Below are 21485 nucleotides of genomic sequence, written 5' to 3'. Positions count from 1 at the left end.
CCCAGCCGCCCGACCGGCGCTCCTGCCGCTCCGGGTCAGGGGCCGGTCAGGACGACCAGCTGCCGGGTCGCCCGGGTCATCGCGACGTAGCGGTCGACGGCCCCCTCCACTCCCTCCCCGAAGCGTTCCGGGTCGACGAGGACGACCAGGTCGAACTCGAGCCCCTTGGCGAGTTGCGGGGTGAGGGAGCGGACCCTCGCCGTGGCCCGGAACGCGGGGTCGCCGATGACACAGGCGGTTCCCTCGGCGTTCTCGGCGAGCCAGGAGTCGAGGACCGCGTCCAGTTCCGTGCGCCGCCCGTACTGGACGGGCACTCCGCCGCTGCGGATGGAGGTCGGGACGTTGGCGTCCGGCAGTACGGCGCGGATGACCGGCTCGGCCTCCGCCATGACCTCCTCCGGCGTCCGGTAGTTGACGCTCAGGGACGCGAGGGAGACCCGGTCGAAGCCCACGCGCTCCAGGCGTTCGCGCCACGACTCCGCCCGGCCCTGGCCGTCGGTGAAACCGTGCCGGGCCTGGGCCCTGTCGCCGACGACGGTGAAGCTCCTGGACGGGCACCGGAGCAGCAGCATCCGCCACTCCGCGTCGGTCAGCTCCTGGGCCTCGTCCACCACGATGTGCGCGAACGGACCGGCGAGAAGGTCGGGGTCCGTGCCGGGCAGCCCGTCCTCGTCGATGAGGGTGTCCTGGAGGTCCCGGTGGTTCAGCATCGTCACCAGCCCCTCGCCGTCGTCGTCGGCCTCCAGCAGGTTCTCGATCACGGAGGACCTGCGCTCGTGCTCGGCGGCGACGGAGGCCTCTCGGCGGCGCCTGCGTTCGGAGGCCCTCGGGTCGCCGAGCCGCTGCCGGGCCGCGTCGAGGAAGGGGAGGTCGGAGACCGTCCAGGCCTGGGCGTCCTCGCGCTGGAGCCTTCTGACCTGGTCAGTCTCCAGCCAGGGCGCGCACAGCCGCAGGTAGGCGGGGACGGACCACAGGTCCCCGACGAGGTCGGTCGGTTCCAGCAGCGGCCAGGCCCGGTGCAGGGTGTCGAGCAGCTCCGCGTCCCGCAGCAGCGTCCCCTTCAGCATCGGCGGGCTGATCTCCTCGTCGTGCCGGTCGGCCAGCTGGTCCGAGAGGATCTCCACCAGCTCGTCGAGGATGTGCTCCCGGGCGTCGTTGTGCGCGACGCCCGGGTCCACCGACCCGAACGCCTCGGCCCAGTCGGCGGCGCTCAGCCAGAGGTCGCACCAGGGGGTCGAGACCGTCATCCCCTCCTTGGGCGGCCGTTCGTAGAACCGGACCGCCGGTTCGATCGCGCCCACCAGGTCCACGGACTCCTTCAGCCGCGCGGCCTCGGGATCGGTCTCCGTCCTCGTGGTGCGGCCCTCGGGCATCAGGTCGCGCACCGTGCAGGTCTGGACGCCCTCCTCGCCGAGACTGGGCAGGACGTCGGCGACGTAGGCCAGGTACGGCTGGTGGGGGCCGACGAACAGGACCCCGCCCCGGCGGTGGCCCAGACGCGAGTCCGAGTAGAGCAGGTGGGCGGTGCGGTGCAGGGCGACCACGGTCTTGCCCGTCCCCGGGCCGCCGTCGACCACGAGGGCGCCGCCGGCCCCGGCGCGGACGATGGCGTCCTGGTCGGCCTGGATGGTGCTGAGCACGTCGCGCATCCGGCCCGAACGGTTGGCGCCCAGGCTGGCGATGAAGGCGGACTGGTCGTCGAGTGCGGCGTGGCCCTCGAAGCCGTCCTCCGTGAACACCTCGTCCCAGTAGTCGCTCACGCGGCCGAAGTTCCAGCGGTACCGGCGGCGGCTGGCCAGGCCCATCGGGTTGGCGTGGGTGGCCGCGAAGAAGGGTTCGGCGGCGGGGGAGCGCCAGTCGATCAGCAGGCGGTCGCCCTCGTCGTCGGTGAGGCCGAGCCGCCCGACGTACACGGGTTCGAGGTCGTCCGCACGGACCATGCGTCCCAGGCACAGGTCGGACCCGAACCGCCGCAGCGTGCGCAGGCGGGCGGAGAGCCGGTGTACCTCCATGTCCCGGTCCATGACCTCGCGCACCTTGCCCGTGGGCGCCCTGCGTCGCTCGTCCAGCCGGGCGGAGAGGTCGCTGACGGACCGTTCGAGGGTGTCCCGGATGGCCGCCAGGTGCCGTTCGTCGTCGGAGACCAGGGCCGGGTCGGCTTTGGGAGAGAGGTGGTCGGGAAGCTCGAAGACGCTTCTGGCCTGCTGTTTCACAACGTCCCCCGTGTCGTTGGTTCTGCTCACGGTCGACCATTCTGAGGGGCGAGGGGGGTCTTGCGGCAAGCCCCGGGGTGAGCTATAAGTTAAGAGTGGCAGGGAGTGTCCTTGGACCCCCGAAGGCCTTCTGAACCGTCCTCCGCCGGTAGCACGGCGTGGCAGGACGCGATCCCCTGGTGAGTTCCGGCTCAAGCGTGCCCGTGGGCAACGGACCCGCCCGAGCGCGCCCGAAACGGCGCGAGGTCCGGCCCGTCCTGGGTCCTGACGGGCGGCCCCAGCTCCGGACCGCCCGCCCGGACCGAGCCCGAGAACGGGCTCACTGAGCGCTCTCGGACAGAGCCCGTACCGGTTCGGGGGAGGGGGCGCCGAACGTAGTGTCCGTTTGGGGTGGGAACATCCTCTGTGTCGCTGGGTGTCTGTTTGGTGGCGAGAAGGTTCTGGGTCGGCCTCGATCTTGGGTTTTCTCTGTTCTCCGAGGCGAAAGCGGTATAGGAACGACGGGGACGGAAGGCCAGCGGGGCGCCGCGTGCCCCCTGCTTAGGAGAGAGCGACATCGATGGACGTTGAGCCCGAAAACGACGGCCGGACCCCCAGGCAGCGGGACCGGGACCGCAAGTACCGGGAGCACGTCGCCAGAGTCCAGCGCCGGGACAGGCTCGACAGCTGTGTCACCGACGTGCGGCTGATCTACCAGGGCCTGCGGCACCGCGCCGAGCGCGGTTCCCTGGAGTGGAGCGAGTTCGACCGGCTCTGGCGCTACCACGGAGAGGTCGAGAAGACCGTCTCCCAGTTCACCGCCGCCGAACAGGACCAGATCCTGGAGGAGTACCCGAGGCTCGCCGCGCAGCTGCGGGCCGAGTACCGGCTCTGAGCCAGCCGGGCCCGTGTCGCCCGGGGAAACGCGGAGGGCACGTCGGTAGTGTGCCGTCCATGACCTTCGCGAACGTCGGCACCCTGGAGACCGCCCCGGGCAGGCGGGACGAGGTCGTGGCCGTCCTGACCCGACCCAACCCCGAGCTGCGTGCGGCCGGTTGCCTGTCGTACGAGGTGGGCGTCGACGACGGCGCCCCCGACAAGGTGTTCGTCATCGAACTCTGGGAGTCGGAGCGCGCGCACCGCGCCTCCCTCGAACTCTCCAGCGTCCGGGCCGCGATAGCCGAGGCCCGGCCCCTGCTGAGCGGCCGGACCGGCGGGGAGCGCTTCACCGTGGTCGGTTCGCCCCTGCACGACTGACCGGGCTCAGATCCAGGACTGGTTGAGGGCCTGCGGTCCGGTGGGTTCGTCGTTGGGGCCGACCTCGTGGTTGCCTCCGTTTCCGTTCGTCCCGTCCTCGCGCGCGCCGCTGTCGTCGGGATCGCGGTCACTGGGGCGGCTTCGCGCGCGGGAACGCAGCTCGCGGCGCAACCTCTCCAGCTGACGCAGGCTGGACAGGGTGTCGGGGTGTTCGGGCCCCTGCACGCGGCGGCGGTCCGCCACCAGGTCCTCCAGGGCGCGGACGGCGCCGTCCGTGTCGTGCGCGCGCGCCTGCCAGCACGCCAGGTTGTGCCTGCTGGTCAGAGTGCCGGGATGGTCCGCGCCCAGCACCTCCTCCTGGACCCCGACGAGTTCGCGGAGCTCGCTCACCGCACCCTCCGGATCCCCCGCGACGCCGCGCCAGTGGGCGAGGTTGTGCAGGGTACTGAGGGTGTTCGGGTGGTCGGGTCCCAGGTGCTCGCGCTGGTCGGCCAGGAGCGAGCGGGAGGCGTGGACCGCCGTGGGCAGGTCGCCGGACTCGGCCTGGCACACCGCCAGGTTGCCCCGGGTGCTCAGGGTCTCCACCCGGTCCGCGCCCACCACGCGGTCCAGGTCCGCGAGGAGTCTCCGGTAGAGGGTGATGGCCCCGGAGGTGTCTCCCGCCTGCGCGCGGAGGTAGGCCAGCCCGTGGCGGGTGCGCAGCGTGTCCAGGTGGTCGGGGCCCAGGACCCGGAGCTGGCGTTCGTACAGCTCCTCGAAGGCGCGTTGGGCCTGTGAGAGGTCGGCGGTCGCCCCCGTCCAGTACGCGAGGGGGTCCCCGGTGACGGGTGTCCCTCCCCGGACGCTGTGCCGGAGGAAGTTCCCCGTCTGCTCGGCGCGGTTGGCCGGTCCGGGTTCCAGAGTGTGCGCGACCGCCTCGGTCAGCACCTCCCAGTACGTCACGGCCCACTCCACCTGCCGGGACGAGTCGAGGCCGCCCCCGGCGCGGAACAGCACCGGGTGGATGCCCTCCTCCCACAGCCAGCTCCACACCCGGACCCGTCCCGTGGTGCGTTCGCGCAGCACGGCGGTGTTCGAGCGCAGACGGCGGCCCAGGGCGGAGTCCCGGGCGGTGTCCGGCCACACGTCCACCAGCCCGTCGGCGATGGCGCGGACCGCCTCCCTGGTGGGCCTCGTGCGGGTGTGTTCGAGGGTGGCGCGCTGGGTGAGGTGGTGGGCACCGATCACCAGAGGCGTGTCCCGGGCCACGAGGTTGAGGCGCTCCAGGGAGGCCAGCGCGAGCCGGACCTCGTGGCGGGTCAGGGTGCGCGCGGGGAAGGTGCGCCGCCCCAGATAGGTGCGGACGGGGCGGGAGACGGCGACCTGCTCCGGAGTGGCGGCGGAGTCCAGGAGGGCGATCAGCCCCATGAGGGGTCGGGCCACCCCCTCGGGGCGGTGGGCGTCGGCGCGTTCCACGGCCAGCTCCCACGTGGAGGAGACCGGGGAGTCGGTGTCCCAGTGGGGGAAGGACTCCCGGCGCTCGGCCGCGCGCCGGTGGAACAGGGCCAGGTAGGCGGCGGGGGAGAGCTGGAGGTCGGCCATGTACGCGGTCGCCTGGGAGAGGGCCAGGGGCAGGTGGTTGAGGGCGGCCGCGAGTTGGCGCAGTTCGTCGTCGGTCTGCGCGATCCCGGCTTCCACGAGTGCGGCGCGAAGGTAGCCGCCCGCCTCCGCCTCGGAGAACCCCGGGACGGTGTGCGGGGGGTGTCCGTGCGGGGCGAGGTCGTGGCGGGTGGTGACGAGCATCCGGCCGTGGGCGCGCTCCGGCGGCGGCCACAGGTCCTCGACCTCGCCCGGGTCGGTGAGGTCGTCCCACACCACCAGCCAGCGGTGCCCCTCGGCGTCCACGGGGTCGTGCAGCCAGGACAGGAACTGCCCGGCGGCGAGCTCGGGGTCGTCGGGGACCCGGGCGAACAGCTGCCGTGCGGCCTGGGCGTAGGCGAACACGACCCCGTCCCGGGTGGTGGCGTCCGCCCACAGCAGGACCTCGGGACGCTGCTTCGGCACGGCGTGCCCGCTGAGGAATCGTGCGTGGTGGGCGGCGAGCTGGGTCTTGCCGACCCCGCTCCCACCGGACAGCACCTGGTGCGGGGCGGGAGAGCCGAACCCGCCCAGGGCCTCGTCGAGGGTGTCGGAGAGGGCCCGTCGCCGGTGGTGTTCGGCGGGTTCCGGTACCAACCCCACGCTGATCGGCCAGTTCACCGGGTTTCGGCTGGTGTGGAAGTCAGTTCCAGAGGTTGGCGTGCCCGTGGGGACGGGGTGGTCGGGGCGTGAGCCGAGGTGGTGGTCCTCCGCGGCCTTGCCGTTGCCGTGTTCGTGGCCAGAGCTCAACAGCCACACCCTTCCCGGGGTCCGAGGGAGTCGCGCGCCCAGCGTGCTTACGTGTCGTATGCCCCGATCGGGACTCGGGAACCCCGGGGGCAAAGGGGTTTCGGTCGATCCAGTTCCCATCACGGAGGGGAGTCAACCCCGTCGTTTGCGCTATCCCAGGTCAGTGGTTCGAAGGAGGCTCGCGGTGACCGTTGGGGTTTCGGGGAACTCTTCGTGAACGAGGGCGTCCGCCCGCCTCCCCTGGGCGCTCCGTGGGCTCAGCCCCGGAGGACCTCCTCGATCAGGGCGTCGCGTTCACCGGCAGTCTCGGCGCGCAGGGCGTTGGCCACGGCGAACAGCTGTTCCGGTGCGACGGCGCCGTGGGGATGCACGCTCGCGATGGCCCCGTCGTCCAGGCGTGTGCGGACCTCGCTCAGATGGGGGCCGCAGCCGTTGTCCGTGCCACGGTGGACGACCACCATCGAGTCCTGTTCGGAGCACTCCACCCCTGGGAAGCCGCAGCCGTCGTGGATGCCCGACGCCCGCTGCTCCGGGGTCCAGCTCAGTACGTGCAGGGCCTTCGGCGAGTTCTCCTCGGGCCGGTCGGCGCCCACGCCCGGGCCCGCCGCCACCTCCCTGGTGGCCGACGACCCGTCGGGGCCGTCCGGGGTCGGGGCCGCGCCGTCCTCCGGCTGCGGCGGGACCTTGCGCTCCGGTTCGGTTCCGAGGGGGTCGGCCTCCTCCCCGGCCACGTAGGTCATCCGCAGGCCGCCGTGCACCTCGTGGACCCGGACCGGCGACCACTTCGGGTGGTCCAGGACCGCGATCGTGTGCCCGAACCCGCTGATCTGGCTGATCGAGCGCCGTTCGGTGGACCGGTCACGCGTGTGCTCGGCGGCCATCGGCAGCAGCAGGAGTGCTGCCGCGGCGACCGCCACTCCGGGCAGGACACCGTGCCGGTGGCGTCTGCGGCCGAACACGACGCACGCACCGAGCGCGGCCGTGGCCACGACCGCGCTCACCACGGCGCCGTTCACCTGGGAGTCGCCCGGTACGGGGGCGAACGTGGGCGAAAGGAGCGCCATCACCAGGGGAGTGGCCAGGGAGGTCCCCGCCACCAGACAGGCGCACAAGGCAGGCTGACGCACCCCGGCCCCTCCGAGCAGGCACGCGGCGATCAGCACCATCAGCACCGTGCCGCCGACCGCCACCGGGGTGACCAGCAGGGTCTCCAGTTCCGGCCGTCCCAGACCCAAGCCGAGGGCCAGATCCCAGACGGCGACGGGGAACAGTGACATCAGCGGCGCGCCCACCAGGCACACGAAGAGGATCGCGCCGACCGCGGCGACCCGGGGTCGGCCCGTTGGCGTTCGTGTGAGCACGCCCTCCATCAGACCCGAACCATCCTCCTGCGCGGGGACGCCACGTTACGCCTGTCTTCGCTCGGACACCAGGGGCGAGAACCAGGTTTGGTCCCCGCAGGCGGTTCGTCCGGTCTCAGTGCCCCAGTTTGCGTACGTACGGACGCCGGGCCTGGTCGAACTGCTGCCACCTGGGGTCCATCTGGGTGCGCAACTGCACCTTGCCCTCGGGCCATTCCATGAGGAGGTTCTCGAACTCGGGCAGCACCCCGGAGTCCGGGTCGAGGTAGTAGACGTACATCCGCTGCCCGGCGACGGTCTGCTGCATGAACAGCGCGCCGTTGTCACCCAGCAGGCCGGACAACCGGGCCTCCAGGTCAGCGAGCGACACGAGGGAGGTCTCCTGGGGGAGCCGATCGGCGTCGGCGTCCGCGTACGGAACCAGGACCTGCACGAACAGGGACAGGGCGGGGAAGTCGCGGCGGGTCACGGGGTGCCGGACCAGGACCTCGATCGGGCCCTGCAACGGGAGTCTGCCGTGCAGCGTCACCCAGCCGTCGGTCCCGCCGAGGAGGTCGCCCATCTGCTTGGCCACGGCCGGCATGGAGGTCGGCGGGAGCGGGTCCATCGGCCGCTCGTCCAGCGACGTCACCTTCCCGACCCAGCGCACGAACTGGTCCTCGCCCAGGGCCAGCAGCGTGACGTGCTCGGCGACCGCCTGACGGGTCTCACCGGACAGGAACATGTTGTCCGGGTGGTAGACGCCCACCTCGATCCTGCTCGTGCCCTGGTTGACGCGCATGGACACGGACACGTGGGACAGGTCCAGTTCGTGGTCGTCCCAGCGCACCGTGTTGCCGAGCTGGTCGTGGTNNNNCCGGGCAGGACCCGCCACTCGGAGTCCTCGGGGGCGGACCGGGACCAGCGCTCGGACTGGACGCGCGCCTCCTCGGAGACGCCGGGGCGCAGGGTCAGCGCGTAGGAGGGCGCGTCGGTGAGTTTGGAGGGGTCGTCCAGGGCCGCGAGCTGTTCCAGGAGCTTGGCCGGGTCGACGTCGGCCGACAGGTCGAGGTCCTCCAGCCCGCCCTGCGGCTGGGGCGCGGGTCCCACCTCCCAGTCCAGATCCGGATGGATCGCCTTCACCAGTGCGGAGACCCGCTCGGCCACCTCGGCGGGGGCCGGGGCGTCGGACTCGACGGACTCGGCCAGGGGCGAGCGCACGGTGGGCCAGGCGTCCCAGAAGGCCGTGACGGCGGCCGTGGACGCGGTGGAGTCGGAGGAGTCGGCGGAGCGGCGACGACGGAACAGAGCCATGCCCATGATTTTCGCAGAACCAGACGACCACCCTCGCCCCGCCCCGGGGCGGGCGCGTCCCAGAGCACACCGCCGGACGGGCCCGGGCGTGGCACCCTCCTCCGCGGGGCGCATAGGCTGGAGGGCGTTATGACTTTGCGTGTACTGGCCGCCATGTCCGGCGGGGTCGATTCCGCGGTAGCCGCGGCCCGTGTGGCCGAGGCGGGGTACGACGTCACCGGCGTTCACCTGGCCCTCTCCAAGAACCCACAGTCCTACCGCACCGGCGCCCGGGGCTGCTGCACGGTGGAGGACTCCCACGACGCCCGCCGCGCGGCGGACGTCATCGGCATCCCCTTCTACGTGTGGGACATGTCGGAGGAGTTCGACCGCGAGGTGGTCCAGGACTTCGTCGCCGAGTACGAGGCGGGCAACACCCCGAACCCGTGCCTGCGCTGCAACGAGAAGATCAAGTTCGAGGCGGTGCTGGACCGGGCCGTCGCGCTGGGCTTCGACGCCGTCGCCACCGGGCACCACGTCCGCAAGGTGGACGGCCGTCTGGTGCGCAGCGTCGACGAGGGCAAGGATCAGTCGTACGTGCTGGGCGTGCTCAACGCCGAACAGCTCGACCACGCGATGTTCCCGCTCGGCGACTGCACCAAGGACGAGGTGCGGGCCGAGGCCGAGCGTCGTGGGCTCTCGGTGGCGGACAAGCCGGACAGCCACGACATCTGCTTCATCGCCGACGGCGACACCGCCGGGTTCCTGAACCGGCGCCTGGGCGAGAAGCCGGGTCCGATCCAGGACGAGGACGGCAACGTGGTGGGCACCCACCAGGGGTCGCACGCGTTCACGATCGGCCAGCGCAAGGGCCTCGGGCTGGGCGGCGCCCCGAACCCGCGGTACGTGCTGTCCATCGAGCCGGTGAACAACACGGTGACCGTGGGTCCGCGCGAGGCCCTGCGGGTCGACGAGATCGTCGGGACGCGGCCGGTCTGGAGCGGCGGCGGACCGCTGACCGAACCCACCGACTGCCACGTCCAGCTGCGGGCGCACGGCGAGGTGTACGCGGCCACGGTCGTGCAGCGAGAGGCCGAGGACGGTCCGGAGCTGCTGGTCCGGCTGGCCGAGCCCGCGCGCGGCGTCGCGGCCGGGCAGGCCGTGGTGGTCTACGACGGCGACACCGTGCTGGGGTCGGCGACCATCCGGTCGACCGCGCGTTCGGAGGAGGCCCGGGGAGCCGCGTCGGCGTGACGTTCGGTGATCGAACACCGGTGAAACCGTCACAGTAGGACACATAACACGCGCTTTCTCGCCTGCGACCCTTGCCGAAGTTAGGTAAGGCAATGCAAAGTTGTGGGGTCAAGGTGTAAGGGGTCCGGTCCATGCCGCAGTTCGCGTTTCTCGAGGGTCAGCCCTTCTGGGTCATCTACTGCACCCTGCTCGTGGTGATCCTGCTGCGCGCCCCCGCGACCTACTGGATCGGCCGGGGGCTGGGCGCCGGGGTCACGCGCAGCCGCATGGGTGAGCGCCTCGGCCCGAAGCTCGACTCCGCCAAGCGGCGCATCGACCGCTACGGCGCGCCCGTGGTCACCCTCAGCTTCTTCACCGTGGGCATGCAGACGGCGATCAACTTCTCCGCCGGCGCCGTGCGGATGCGCTTCCCGCGCTACTTCGCCGCCGTGTTCGTGGGCGGTCTGGCCTGGGCGGGCCTGTGGGGCGTGGTGATCGCCGGACTGGTCGGCACCTGGCTGGAACTCTTCCTCAAGTCCCCGTGGACGGCGGTGGGCGTGGTCGTGGCCGCCGCCGTGGCGGTGACCGTGCTGGTGGTGCGCTCGCGCGTGGCCAGCCGCTCCCGTGACACCGAGGGGGCGCCGGACGCGGAGCCGGTCCGCGTCGGTGAGGTCGCCGAGCCCGCCGACCCGGACTTCCCCCGCACCTGAGCCCCCCGCGCGCCGTGAACACGGTCCGGGTGGAACACGGAACCGGGATCGCTGTCTCCCGGGCATGGCGAAACCCTCCGGCCCCGCGCACCGTGAACACGTCCGAGCGGAGCGCCCGACCGAGTTCGCTGACCCCCGCGCACGGCGAACACTCCGTGGGGGAGCGAGCCGCCCCCGCGACTCCCGCGCCCTCTAGCGTGGGGGCATGCGTATCTCTGTTGACGCCGTCCTTTTCGACATCGACGGCACACTCGTGGACTCCACCGGCGCCGTCGAGCGGACCTGGCGCCTGTGGGGCGAGGCCCACGGCATCGACCCGGACGAGATCCTCGCCGTCTCCCACGGCAGGCGCTCCGAGGACACCATCGCGATGTTCCTCCCCCAGGACCAGGTGGCGGACGCCACCGCCGAACTGGAGGAGCTGGAGCTGGCCGACCTCGACGGCGTGACCGCCCTGCCCGCCACCCGCGAACTCCTCACCGCGCTGCCCGCCGAGCGCTGGGCCGCCGTCACCTCGGGCTCACGCAGGCTCATGCGCACCCGCCTGGAGGCCGCGGGCCTGCCCGTCCCCGAGGTACTCGTCACCGCCGACGACGTCACCGAGGGCAAACCCCACCCCCAGGGCTACCTCCGGGCCGCCGCCCGGCTCGGCTTCGACCCCGCCCGCTGCCTCGTGGTGGAGGACGCCCCCGCCGGGGTGCGCGCGGGCCTGGCCTCCGGCCCCGCCGTACTGGCGGTGGCCACCTCCCACAGCCGCACCGACCTGGAGGGGATCGGCGCCACCGAGCTCGTCGACAACCTCACCTTCTGCACGCTGGAGACCACCCGCGGCGAACTGGTCCTGAGCACCCCCTGAGTCCATCGGCGAGCCGAGACGGGCCGGTTGCCCTAACCTTGGGCAACGTGAGTCAACAGCAACCCCAACCCTGGCCCGTCGCGTCCGCAACCGGAGTCGGTTCCTGGCCGGGGGAGGACCCCGACGAGGCCATGAGGACCATCGTCGGCGAGCTCCCCGACCTCCCCCACCTGCCCGAGCTCCCCGCACGGGGAGTCGGCGCCGACATGATCGGGCGCGCCGCGGGCCTCCTCGTCGACCTGCCCGTCGAGGTCCAGCCCACCGGATGGCGGGTGGTGGACACCCCCGGCCGCGACCTCGCCCGCGCCGGAAGCTTCCTCTCCTACGACCTGGACGCGCTCACCGAGCACCTCCACGCCTACGAGGGTCCGCTCAAGGTGCAGGTGGCCGGACCCTGGACCCTGGCCGCCGCGATCGAGCTCCGCAACGGGCAGCGCGTGGTCTCCGACCCCGGCGCCCACCGCGACCTCGCCGAGTCCCACCTGGAGGGGGTCCTCGCGCACGTCGCCGACGTGCGCCGCCGCGTCCCCGGTGCCCGGGTCGTCGTCCAGGTCGACGAACCCACCCTGCCCGCCGTGCTGACGGGCAGCCTGCCCACCGCCAGTGGTCTCAGCGTCCTGCCCGCCGTGGACCGCGTCCGGGTCGAGGCGGTCCTGCGCACCCTGTTCGCCGCGATCGACGAGGCCGGCGCCGTGCCCGCCGCGCACTGCTGCGCGGCCGGGGTGCCCGTCGACCTCCTGCGCCGCAGCGGTGCCCGGGCCCTGAGCGTGAACGCGCGCCTGCTCGGGCGGGCGCACGACGAGATGGTCGGCGACGCCGTCGAGTCGGGTGTCGGCCTCCTCCTCGGCGTCGTCCCCTCGACGGACCAGCCCGAACCCGGCCCCTCCGGGGCCTCCGGAACCGCCGCCGACGCCGCCACGGCCGCCGCCCGCAGGTCCCCCGGAATGTCGGACCCGGCGACTATCGTCGACCCCGTAAGAGAGCTCTGGAACCGGTTGGGATTCAGCCCTGACCTGCTGTCCCGGGTGGTCGTCACCACGCCCGTCTGCGGGCTGGCGGGGGCCTCCCCCCGGCACGCCAGGGCCGCCCTGGAAGCGGCCCGGGGCGGGGCACGGGTCCTGCGGGACGAACCCCGCAGGTAGCGACAGCGGAACTCGGACCCGGCCGCCCCCGACCTCCGAAGAGCCCCCCGGTCCCGTCCGACACCCCCCGATCCGGCCCCGTGAGAGCGACAAGAAAGGCAGCCGTGAGCGCGCCCGACAACACCACCGTCCCCGACGAGGTACGCGCCCGCCACGCCGAGCTGTGCCGTGAGCTGGACGACCACAGCTACCGGTACTACCTGGGCAACCCGATCGTCTCCGACGCCGAGTACGACCAGCTCATGCTCGAACTGCGCGGCATCGAGGAGCGCCACCCGATCCTCGTCAGCCAGGACTCGCCCACCCAGAAGGTCGGCGCGCCCATCAGCGTCGACTTCGCCGAGGTCGAGCACCTCGTCCGGATGGAGAGCCTGGGCAACGCCTTCGACTCCGAGGAGCTGTCCGCCTGGGCCGACCGCGCCTCCGCCGAGGTACCGGTCGACGCCTACCTGTGCGAACTCAAGATCGACGGTCTGGCGGTGGACCTCGTCTACGAGCGCGGGCGCCTGATCCGGGCCGCCACCCGCGGCGACGGCCGGGTCGGCGAGGACATCACGCTCAACGTCCGCACCATCGGCGTGGTCCCCGAACAGCTCGACGAGAGCGCCCGCCCCGCCCCCGAACTGCTGGAGGTGCGCGGCGAGGTCTTCCTCCCGGTGGAGGACTTCGAGAAGCTCAACCAGCGCATCGCCGCCGACGGCAGCCACGCCCCGTTCGCCAACCCCCGCAACGCCGCCGCCGGTTCGCTGCGACAGAAGGATCCGAGGGTCACCGCGACCAGGCCGCTGTCGATGATCGTGCACGGCGTCGGCGCGTACACGCCCGCCGAAGGGGGCGAGGGGACGGCCTTCACCAGCCAGTCGCAGGCCTACACCCTCCTCGGCGAGTGGGGGCTGCCGCTCAGCGACCGCTACAAGGTCGTGGGCACCATGGACGAGGTCCGCGAGTACGTCGCGCACTACCAGGAGCACCGGCACGACCCCGCCTACGAGATCGACGGCATCGTGGTCAAGGTGGACGACTTCTCCCTCCAGCGTCGGCTGGGCTCCACCAGTCGCGCGCCCCGGTGGGCGATCGCCTACAAGTACCCGCCGGAGGAGGTCACCACCAAGCTGGTGGACATCAAGGTGGGGGTGGGCCGCACCGGCCGCGTCACCCCGTACGGCGTGATGGAGCCGGTCCTGGTGGCCGGGTCCGAGGTGGAGTTCGCGACCCTGCACAACGCCCAGGAGGTGGCCCGCAAGGGCGTGCGCATCGGCGACACCATCGTCCTGCGCAAGGCGGGCGACGTCATCCCCGAGATCGTCGGCCCGGTGCTCGACCTGCGCGACGGCACCGAACGCGAGTTCGTCATGCCCGAGCGCTGCCCCGAGTGCGGCACCGAGCTCGGTCAGCAGAAGGAGGGCGACGTCGACCTGCGCTGCCCGAACGCCCGCTCCTGCCCGGGACAGCTGCGCGAGCGGGTGGCGTTCATCGCCGGACGCCGGGCCCTGGACATCGAGGCGCTGGGCTACGTCGCGGCCACCGCGCTCACGCAGCCGCTGGAGCCCGTCGAACCCGCGCTCAGGGACGAGGGCGACCTGTTCGACCTCACCGTCGAGCAGCTGCTGCCGATCCGCACGCACGTCCTGGACCCGGACACCACCGAGCCCAAGACCGACCCCAAGACCGGCGAACCCAAGGTGGTCTCGTTCTTCGCCAACATGAAGGGCGAGCCGAAGAAGACGGTCGAGAAGCTGTTCGAGCAGTTGGAGGAGGCCAAGGACAAGCCGCTGTGGCGCGTGCTGGTCTCCCTGTCCATCCGGCACGTGGGCCCGCGTGCTGCCGAGGACCTGGCCCGCCACTTCCGGTCCATGGACGCGATCCGCGCCGCCTCCGAGGAGGAATTGGCGTCGGTGGACGGGGTCGGCCCGACCATCGCCCGGTCCATCCACGAGTGGTTCGCCGTGGACTGGCACGCCGAGATCGTCCGAAAGTGGGCGGCTGCGGGTGTCCGTATGGAGGACGAGGGCCAGGAGCCGGGCTCCCGGGTCCTGGAGGGTGTCACCGTCGTGGTCACCGGTTCCCTTGAGGGCTTCTCGCGGGACGGCGCCAAGGAAGCCGTCGCCGAGTGCGGCGGCCGGGCCACCGCCTCGGTCTCCAAGAAGACCGGTTTCGTGGTGGTCGGGGACGCCCCCGGTTCCAAGTACGACAAGGCAGTGAAGCTCGGCGTCCCGGTGCTCGACGAGGCCGGGTTCCGCGTCCTGCTGGAGGACGGCCCCGAGGCCGCCGCGAGTCTGCGGATCAACCCCGTGGAGGAGGCTCCGGAGGGGTAGGCTCCGCCTCACGCTCCCGGCACGGGGGTCGGCGCGCCACGCGCGCACCCGGTGCCGCGGACCTGATCACGAGCGCTCCTCCGGGGCGCGGGCAGGGACCCGAGACGGGTCCCTGCCCTTTGTGGCTCGCGAATCTCTTCACGGATAGTTCATGCGATGCGACAGTTGGTGACGAAACCCCGTAAGCTGTGCGACAACACCACCGGATACGGACAGAGCCCTATCCGGGATAACGGTCATCAGTCACGAGGACACCGATGAAGGACCCCATCAGTACCCGGGACATCGGCCCCCGGGTCGGGACGCCGCTGTGGCTCTACATGGCGGCCGCCACCGCCGCGGGCGCGGCGCTGCTTGCTGTGTCCAGCGTCGAACTGGGCCTCGACCAGCTGACCAACCTGGCCAGGGAACCGCTGGTCTGGGTCCTGCTGTGCATGGTGATCCTCGGTGAGCTCAGGCCCATCGCCATGCCCGGCCAGGCGCCGGGCAGCGGTGCGCCCACCTCACTGCCCTTCACCTTCGCGCTGGTCATCTTCTACGGTCTCCCGGTCGCCGCTCTCATCCAGTGCGTCGCCACCGTCGTCGCCGGTGTGGCCCGGGGCCACGCGCCCCACCGCACCGCCTTCAACGGCGCCCAGTACGTCCTCTCCCTCGGCGTGGCCGACGCCGTCCTGCGCCTGACACTCCCCGGGATCGTCACCTCCCCGTGGGTCCCGGCCGGGGGAGAACTGGTCGGGGTCGCCCTCGCCGGCGCCGCCTCGTTCCTGGTCAACCGGGTCCTGGTGCTCTGCGCGGTGGCCATGCACGAACGCGTGCCACTGCGCCAGGTGATGTTCAAGGGCCTGGTCCAGCAGGTGTACGTGAACGCGGTCCTGCTGAGCCTGTCGCCGCTCATCGTCATCGCGATGACCCACTCGGTGCTCTACGTGCCACTGTTCGCCTTCCCCCTCGGCGCCCTCTACTCGAGCGCCCTGCTGTTGGTGAAGCGCGACCACCAGGCCAACCACGACGAACTCACCGGGCTCGCCAACCGCAAGCTCCTCACCGTCCGTGCCCGTCGCGAGGTCGACCAGGCCCACCAGCGCGGCAACCGCGTCGGTCTGCTCCTGCTCGACCTGGACCGGTTCAAGGAGGTCAACGACACCCTCGGCCACCCGACCGGCGACCGCCTCCTCCAGACCCTCGCCCGACGGCTCATCCACAGCGTGCGCCCGAGCGACCTCGTGGCCCGCCTGGGCGGCGACGAGTTCGCCATCCTCCTCCCTCAGGTCCGCGACGCCGCCGCCGCGCGTGAGGTGGCGCTGCGCCTCAAGGGCGCCCTGGCCGAACCCGTACGGCTGGACGGCATGGACTTCGACCTCCAGGTCAGCACCGGTATCGCCCTGTACCCGGACGACGCCCCCGACTTCGAGCTCCTCATGCAGCGCGCCGACGTCGCCATGTACGTGGCCAAGGCCGACCGCACCGGCGTGGAGAGCTACGACCCCGGCAAGGACCGCAACTCCACCGCCCGGCTGAGCATGTACAGCGAGCTGCGCCGAGGGCTGGCGGAGGGCGCGCTGGAGATGTACTACCAGCCCAAGGTGGACCTGGCCGACGAGCGGCCCGTGGGCCTGGAGGCGCTGGCCCGCTGGCGGCACCCGGTCCGCGGCCTGCTCACCCCGGACGAGTTCATGCCGGTGGTCGAGCACTCCAACCTGTTCCGGGCCTTCACCGGGCAGGTCCTCGACATCACCCTGGCGCGGGCGGCCCTGTGGCGGAAGCAGGGCCAGACCCTTCCGGTGGCGATCAACCTGGGCGTGCGCGAACTCCTGGACCCGGACCTGCCCGAGACCGTCGCCGCCGCCCTGCGCGAACACGGTGTCCCGCCGAACCAGTTGGTCCTGGAGATCAGCGAGCGCACCCTCATCGAGGACCCCGACGCCGCCACGGCGGCCGTCGGACGCCTGCGCGCCCTTGGCGTGGGGCTGACGCTGGACGACTTCGGCACCGGCCACTTCACCCTCGCCCAGCTGGCCGGTCTGCCGCTGGACGAGGTGAAGATCCACGAGTCCTTCACCGCCCGCCTGGTGGACGGAACGGCCAACGGTCACACGGTGGTGCGCGGGGCGATCGCCCTGGTCCGCGCCCTGGGCATGCGGGCCGTAGCCGAGGGGGTGCAGTCGCGCGAACTGGCCGAGGCCGCGCTGGACACCGGCTGCCAGTCCGCGCAGGGCCACTACTTCGCCCGGCCGATGATCGCCCGTGACGTGATGACCTGGGTGGCCGCCCACGACACCGGCACCCCCGTCTGACGCCCGGAGTCCGGCACCCGAACCGTGTCATGGGCCTCAGGTGACGGAGAGCGGCACCGGGACCGGCGGCGGGACAATAGGATTGTCCTGATCACCCGTCCGCCGAAGAAACGGTTCTCACCTGATGACCGCCATCACCCGTGATGAGGTCGCGCACCTCGCCCGGTTGTCGCGGCTGGCGCTCGACGAGAGCGAGCTCGACACGCTCGCCGCCCAGCTCGGTGACATCCTCACCGCCGTGGCCAAGGTGCAGGAGGTCGCCCAGGGCGACATCCCGCCGAGCTCGCACGCCCTGCCGCTGACCAACGTCTACCGCCCCGACGAGGCCCGGACCGGCCTCACCCCCGAGCAGGCCCTGGCCGGCGCCCCCGCGGTGGAGAACCAGCGCTTCCGGGTGCCGCGCATCCTTGGGGAGGAAGAGTAGATGAGCGACGTCATCGGGCTCAGCGCCGCCGACCTCGGCACGGCCATCAAGGCGGGTGAGGTCTCCGCCGAGGAGGCCACCACCGCCTACCTCGACCGCATCGAGTCGGTCGACGGCGACATCAACGCCTTCCTGCACGTGCGCCGGGAGACCGCGCTCACCCAGGCCCGCGACGTGGACGCCAGGCGCTCCGCCGGAGCGGACCTCGGCCCCCTCGCGGGCGTGCCGGTCGCGCACAAGGACGTGTTCACCACCAAGGACATGCCCACCACGGCCGCGTCGAAGATCCTGGAGGGCTGGCAGCCCCCCTACGACGCCACCGTCACCGAGCGCCTGCGCGAGGCCGGTCTGGTCATCCTCGGCAAGACCAACATGGACGAGTTCGCCATGGGCTCCTCCACCGAGAACTCGGCCTACCAGATCACCCGCAACCCCTGGGACACCGACCGCATCCCCGGTGGTTCCTCGGGTGGTTCGTCCGCCGCGGTGGCCGCCTTCGAGGCGCCCCTGGCCACCGGCACCGACACCGGCGGCTCCATCCGCCAGCCCGCGGCCGTGTGCGGCCTGGTCGGCGGCAAGCCCACCTACGGCGGCTCCTCCCGGTACGGGATGATCGCCTTCGCCTCGTCCCTGGACACCCCGGGCCCGTTCGCGCGCAACGTGCTGGACGCCGCCCTGCTCCAGGAGGCCTTCTCCGGCCACGACCCGCGCGACTCCACCTCGATCGACGCCCCCGTGCCGCCGGTGGTCGACGCCGCCAGGATCGGTGACGTCGAGGGCCTGCGCGTCGGCGTGGTCAAGGAACTGGACAACGACGGCTTCCAGCCCGGCGTGCGCCAGCGCTTCCGCGAGACCGTGGAACTGCTGGAGTCCCTGGGCGCCAAGGTCGTCGAGGTCTCCTGCCCGAGCTTCGACGCCGCCCTGTCGGCCTACTACCTCATCGCGCCCAGCGAGGCCTCCTCGAACCTGGCCCGCTTCGACGCCATGCGGTACGGCCTGCGGGTGGGCGACGACGGCACGCGCAGTGCCGAGGAGGTCATGTCGCTGACCCGCGCCCAGGGCTTCGGCCCGGAGGTCAAGCGCCGGATCATGCTGGGCACCTACGCCCTTTCGAGCGGCTACTACGACGCCTACTACGGCAGCGCCCAGCAGGTGCGCACGCTGATCAAGCGCGACTTCGACGCCGCCTTCGAGAACGTGGACGTGCTGGTCTCGCCGACCACCCCGACCACCGCGTTCCCGATCGGTGAGCGCGCCGAGGACCCCATGGCCATGTACCTGGCCGACCTGTGCACGATCCCGTCCAACCTGGCCGGGAACGCGTCGCTGTCGGTGCCGTGCGGCCTGGCCCCGGAGGACGACCTCCCGGTCGGCTTCCAGATCATGGCCCCGCCGCTGGCCGACGACCGCACCTACCGGGTCGCGGCCGCCGTCGAGCGCGCCCTGAACGAGCGGGACGGCGCGCTGATCGCGCGCAGCCCCTACGCGGTCTCCTAGAGACCGCACGACGCCCTCCGTTCCCCAGTGGGGAGCGGAGGGCGTTCGCGTTCGCTGGCTAGCCGATCAGTTTCGTGATCTCCTCATACAGGCCCTCGGGGACGTCGACGCCCCACCGCTCCCCGGCCTCCCGGGCCAGCTCACGACTCCAGGCCCAGCTGCTCGCCAGCGCCCGGTGGACCTCCGCCGGGGCGGCCGTACCGGTTGTCGCGGTGTGGCGCGCCACGTCCGGGGCGGGCAGGTCCGCCTCCAGGGCCCGGCTCGGGGTGAGCCAGTGCGCGGTGGAGCCGCGCAGCAGCCGCACCAGCTTGAGCTGGGGCGGGGAGACCATCGTGGCCAGCGCCGCGTGGGCGCGGGCGGTCTCGCCGCGGGCCAGCACGTGGGCGGCCATGAGCGTCCAGTTGGCCAGCTCGCCCATGAGCTGTTCGGCGGTCGGGGCCGGGTCCGGCGGGACGAACCCGGCCAGCGGGCGCACGGCCTCGGTGAGTCGGCCGGTACGGTCCACCAGCACTGCGGCACCGGTGTCGGGCAGGTGGATCATGCCCTTCCAGGTACTGATCTCCGCGATGGCGGGCCCGGCGGGCTCGAAGTGGAACTCGCCGCGCATGAGGTCGTCGAAGACCACCGCGAGGATGCCGAAGAGGTTGGTGTAGGCCAGCCGGAGCGGGCCGAGGCGGGACACGAACTCCCGGCCGTCGAGGTCCCCGGCGTGCTCGTCGGCGACGTACACGTAGGCGTCCAGGTCGGAGAGGGCGTCGGCCTCTCCCGTGCTCCAGGAACCGTAGAGCAGGACCGCCTCCACGCGGGGGTCGGCCTCGGCGACCTCGCGCAGGCGCTCGACGCGCCGTTCCAGGGCGGTGGGCGGGGTTCGGTGGTGGTTGTGCACGGATACTCCGTCGTCTCGGGGTGTTCCGGGCAGCACGAAGGCACCGCCCGGGAGGGAACCGTTCGGGCGGCGGGCCCTGGTGGGGTACTCCGCCGTCCCTAGGAGGGACGGCGCTCGGTCACCGCGATCGCGCACATGGAGGGCATTCTAGTGCCGGCGGCCGGTGGGCTACTCACCGGTCCCGGCGGCGGCCCTGCGGCGTCGGACGAGGAGGAGAAGGGCGCCGCCACCGGCGACGGTGACCAGCGCCGCGACGACCAGGGCGACCACGGCACCGCCCGTGACGGCCAGTCCGCCGTTCTCGGACACGGAGGCCCGGTCCGCGACCGGTGAGGGAGTGGGCTCCTCGGTCGGCTCCACGACGGGCGGGGTGCCGCCCGCCGCGTCCCAGGCCACCGTGGCGACCTCGGACACGACGATCTCGCTGTCCTGGGCCGTGATGAGCGTCTGCGTGGGCTCGTCGGGGTCCTCGCCCTTGAACAGGCGGCCGATCTCCACGGCGGCCGTGGTCTCCAACACGAGGGTGGCCTCACCCGCGTCGGCGTCGGCCGGGACGGAGAAGGCGACGGTGTCGCCGCTGCTCACCTCGTCGACGCCCCGGCCGCTCCCGGCGTCCACCAGCTCCACGCCGTCGGGCGCATCCAGCCGCACGGGGATACTCTCGGCGCTGGTCTCGACGGTGAACGCGCCGATCTCCTCACCGGCCAGGCCGGACCCCTGCCCCGGGGTGACGGTGAGCGCGGAGGCGGGTTCGTTGGCCAGTTCCCCGGCGTCGCGGACGAGGTGGTCGTACAGGTGGGTGACGTTGCCCGCGTTGACGTTGTCGTCGAGTTCGGGGCTCTGCTCCACCCGCTCCAGGTGCAGGCCGTTGCTGTAGTGCCAGATGGCGGCCTGGGTGGCGGTGAGCGCCTCGGACTCGGTCAGGCGCGCCATCCCGGCGCGCTCCTCCAGCTCCCCGACCCCGACCACCGGGTAGGAGTTGCGCAGGATCCAGTTCACCTTGCCGGGCTCGGCGAAGTCGCCCTGCCCCGGGTAGTTCTCCCACTGGTCCTCGCGGTACAGGGCCTCCTCGACCAGCCCGGTGCGGAAGTCGATGCAGTACGTGGTGAGCCTCTGGTCGCTGTCGTCCAGGTGCACGTTGAAGGTGGCCGTCGTGGTGAAGGGCTCGCCCCGCATGGTGACCGAGTGGCCGTGTTCGGCGACGCCGGTGTACTGGCCGCGCACGGACCCCTGGTAGGGCGCGGGATCGGCCGCGGACGGGGCCGCGAGCCCGAACACGAGCAGGGCCGTGGTCGCGGCGGCGAGGGCCGAACGCCCTGAGGGGGAGCAGAGGGACACGTGCGTCACTTCTCTTCCTGAGGTGTTCCGCCCGGGGCGACGGGAAACAGTGCGATTCAGGTGGTGAAGGAGGGCATTGGGGGGTGGTGCGTCCGTCCGCCGAGGTTTTCACGGTGCCACGGACCGCACAACGGAGTCCTTTGTATCTGGCCGACATCAGCCATGTGCGGGATCGCATGTAAACCATTCGGCGTAATGCGCGTGGTGGGGTCGAAAAAAAAGGACTTCCGCTTTGTTCACGCATGACAAAGGGCCCGCCCCGCGAATGAATCGCGAGACGGGCCCCTGTACGGGTGGTGCGGCTACCTAGGCACTGTTTTTTGAACGGGTCAGGTCACGGA

15 protein-coding genes and 1 pseudogene are annotated in these 21485 nt (G+C 72.0%); 10 read left to right on the top strand and 6 right to left on the bottom strand.

The annotated features are described in order from the left end of the window. Window positions 1–35 precede the first annotated feature (35 nt). The gene (gene helR / locus D452_RS0119415; RefSeq protein ID WP_017545810.1) at window positions 36–2213 is read right to left on the bottom strand and encodes an RNA polymerase recycling motor ATPase HelR; all 2178 of its coding nucleotides are present in this window, start codon (window positions 2211–2213) and stop codon (window positions 36–38) included. Between the two features lie 559 nt (window positions 2214–2772). On the opposite strand from helR, the gene D452_RS0119410 reads away from it, so the two are divergent. Both D452_RS0119410 and D452_RS0119405 read left to right on the top strand, forming a co-directional pair. Continuing rightward, entirely contained in the window at window positions 2773–3087 is a 315-nt protein-coding gene (locus D452_RS0119410) for a hypothetical protein (protein ID WP_017545809.1), read from the top strand. Between the two features lie 59 nt (window positions 3088–3146). Then, on the top strand, window positions 3147–3449 hold the full coding sequence (locus tag D452_RS0119405) for a putative quinol monooxygenase (protein ID WP_017545808.1): 303 nt from the start codon (window positions 3147–3149) through the stop codon (window positions 3447–3449). A gap of 6 nt (window positions 3450–3455) precedes the next feature. Here D452_RS0119405 and D452_RS28660 read toward each other — a convergent pair whose 3' ends face one another. The 3 genes and pseudogenes from D452_RS28660 to D452_RS28655 form a co-directional block, all read right to left on the bottom strand. Beyond that, window positions 3456–5816: a tetratricopeptide repeat protein gene (locus D452_RS28660; protein WP_152498617.1), complete on the bottom strand. Its 2361-nt coding sequence runs from the start codon at window positions 5814–5816 to the stop codon at window positions 3456–3458. 257 nt (window positions 5817–6073) lie between these two features. Continuing rightward, window positions 6074–7186: a hypothetical protein gene (locus D452_RS0119395; protein ID WP_017545807.1), complete on the bottom strand. Its 1113-nt coding sequence runs from the start codon at window positions 7184–7186 to the stop codon at window positions 6074–6076. A 106-nt stretch (window positions 7187–7292) separates the two neighbouring features. Continuing rightward, window positions 7293–8470: pseudogene (locus D452_RS28655) on the bottom strand (DUF695 domain-containing protein). Window positions 8471–8599: 129 nt separating this feature from the next. Here D452_RS28655 and mnmA point away from each other — a divergent pair. From mnmA to gatA, 8 genes are all read left to right on the top strand, one after another. Next, window positions 8600–9703: a tRNA 2-thiouridine(34) synthase MnmA gene (mnmA, locus tag D452_RS0119385; RefSeq protein WP_193374252.1), complete on the top strand. Its 1104-nt coding sequence runs from the start codon at window positions 8600–8602 to the stop codon at window positions 9701–9703. Between the two features lie 131 nt (window positions 9704–9834). Continuing rightward, entirely contained in the window at window positions 9835–10392 is a 558-nt protein-coding gene (locus D452_RS0119380) for a DedA family protein (RefSeq protein WP_017545804.1), read from the top strand. Window positions 10393–10597: 205 nt separating this feature from the next. Beyond that, a complete protein-coding gene (locus D452_RS0119375; RefSeq protein ID WP_017545803.1) occupies window positions 10598–11248 on the top strand; it encodes an HAD family hydrolase in 651 nt (216 codons plus the stop codon). Between the two features lie 38 nt (window positions 11249–11286). After that, a complete protein-coding gene (locus D452_RS0119370) occupies window positions 11287–12390 on the top strand; it encodes a methionine synthase (protein ID WP_026129476.1) in 1104 nt (367 codons plus the stop codon). Between the two features lie 104 nt (window positions 12391–12494). Beyond that, window positions 12495–14705 (top strand): NAD-dependent DNA ligase LigA, encoded by a 2211-nt coding sequence (gene ligA / locus D452_RS0119365; protein WP_017545801.1) that lies wholly within the window; start codon window positions 12495–12497, stop codon window positions 14703–14705. Window positions 14706–14962: 257 nt separating this feature from the next. Further along, window positions 14963–16999: a putative bifunctional diguanylate cyclase/phosphodiesterase gene (locus D452_RS0119360; protein ID WP_017545800.1), complete on the top strand. Its 2037-nt coding sequence runs from the start codon at window positions 14963–14965 to the stop codon at window positions 16997–16999. Window positions 17000–17123: 124 nt separating this feature from the next. After that, a complete protein-coding gene (gene gatC / locus D452_RS0119355; protein WP_017545799.1) occupies window positions 17124–17423 on the top strand; it encodes an Asp-tRNA(Asn)/Glu-tRNA(Gln) amidotransferase subunit GatC in 300 nt (99 codons plus the stop codon). After that, entirely contained in the window at window positions 17424–18920 is a 1497-nt protein-coding gene (gene gatA / locus D452_RS0119350; RefSeq protein ID WP_017545798.1) for an Asp-tRNA(Asn)/Glu-tRNA(Gln) amidotransferase subunit GatA, read from the top strand. Window positions 18921–18978: 58 nt separating this feature from the next. Here gatA and D452_RS0119345 read toward each other — a convergent pair whose 3' ends face one another. Beyond that, window positions 18979–19806, bottom strand: a complete 828-nt coding sequence (locus tag D452_RS0119345) for a nucleotidyltransferase domain-containing protein (protein ID WP_017545797.1) — start codon at window positions 19804–19806, stop codon at window positions 18979–18981. A gap of 168 nt (window positions 19807–19974) precedes the next feature. Further along, window positions 19975–21153: a Cys-Gln thioester bond-forming surface protein gene (locus tag D452_RS0119340; RefSeq protein ID WP_017545796.1), complete on the bottom strand. Its 1179-nt coding sequence runs from the start codon at window positions 21151–21153 to the stop codon at window positions 19975–19977. Window positions 21154–21485 lie beyond the last annotated feature (332 nt).

The sequence above is a fragment of the Nocardiopsis prasina DSM 43845 genome, from assembly GCF_000341265.1.
GTDB classification, from domain to species: Bacteria; Actinomycetota; Actinomycetes; order Streptosporangiales; family Streptosporangiaceae; genus Nocardiopsis; species Nocardiopsis prasina.
This window is presented reverse-complemented; position numbering and strand designations above follow the sequence as displayed.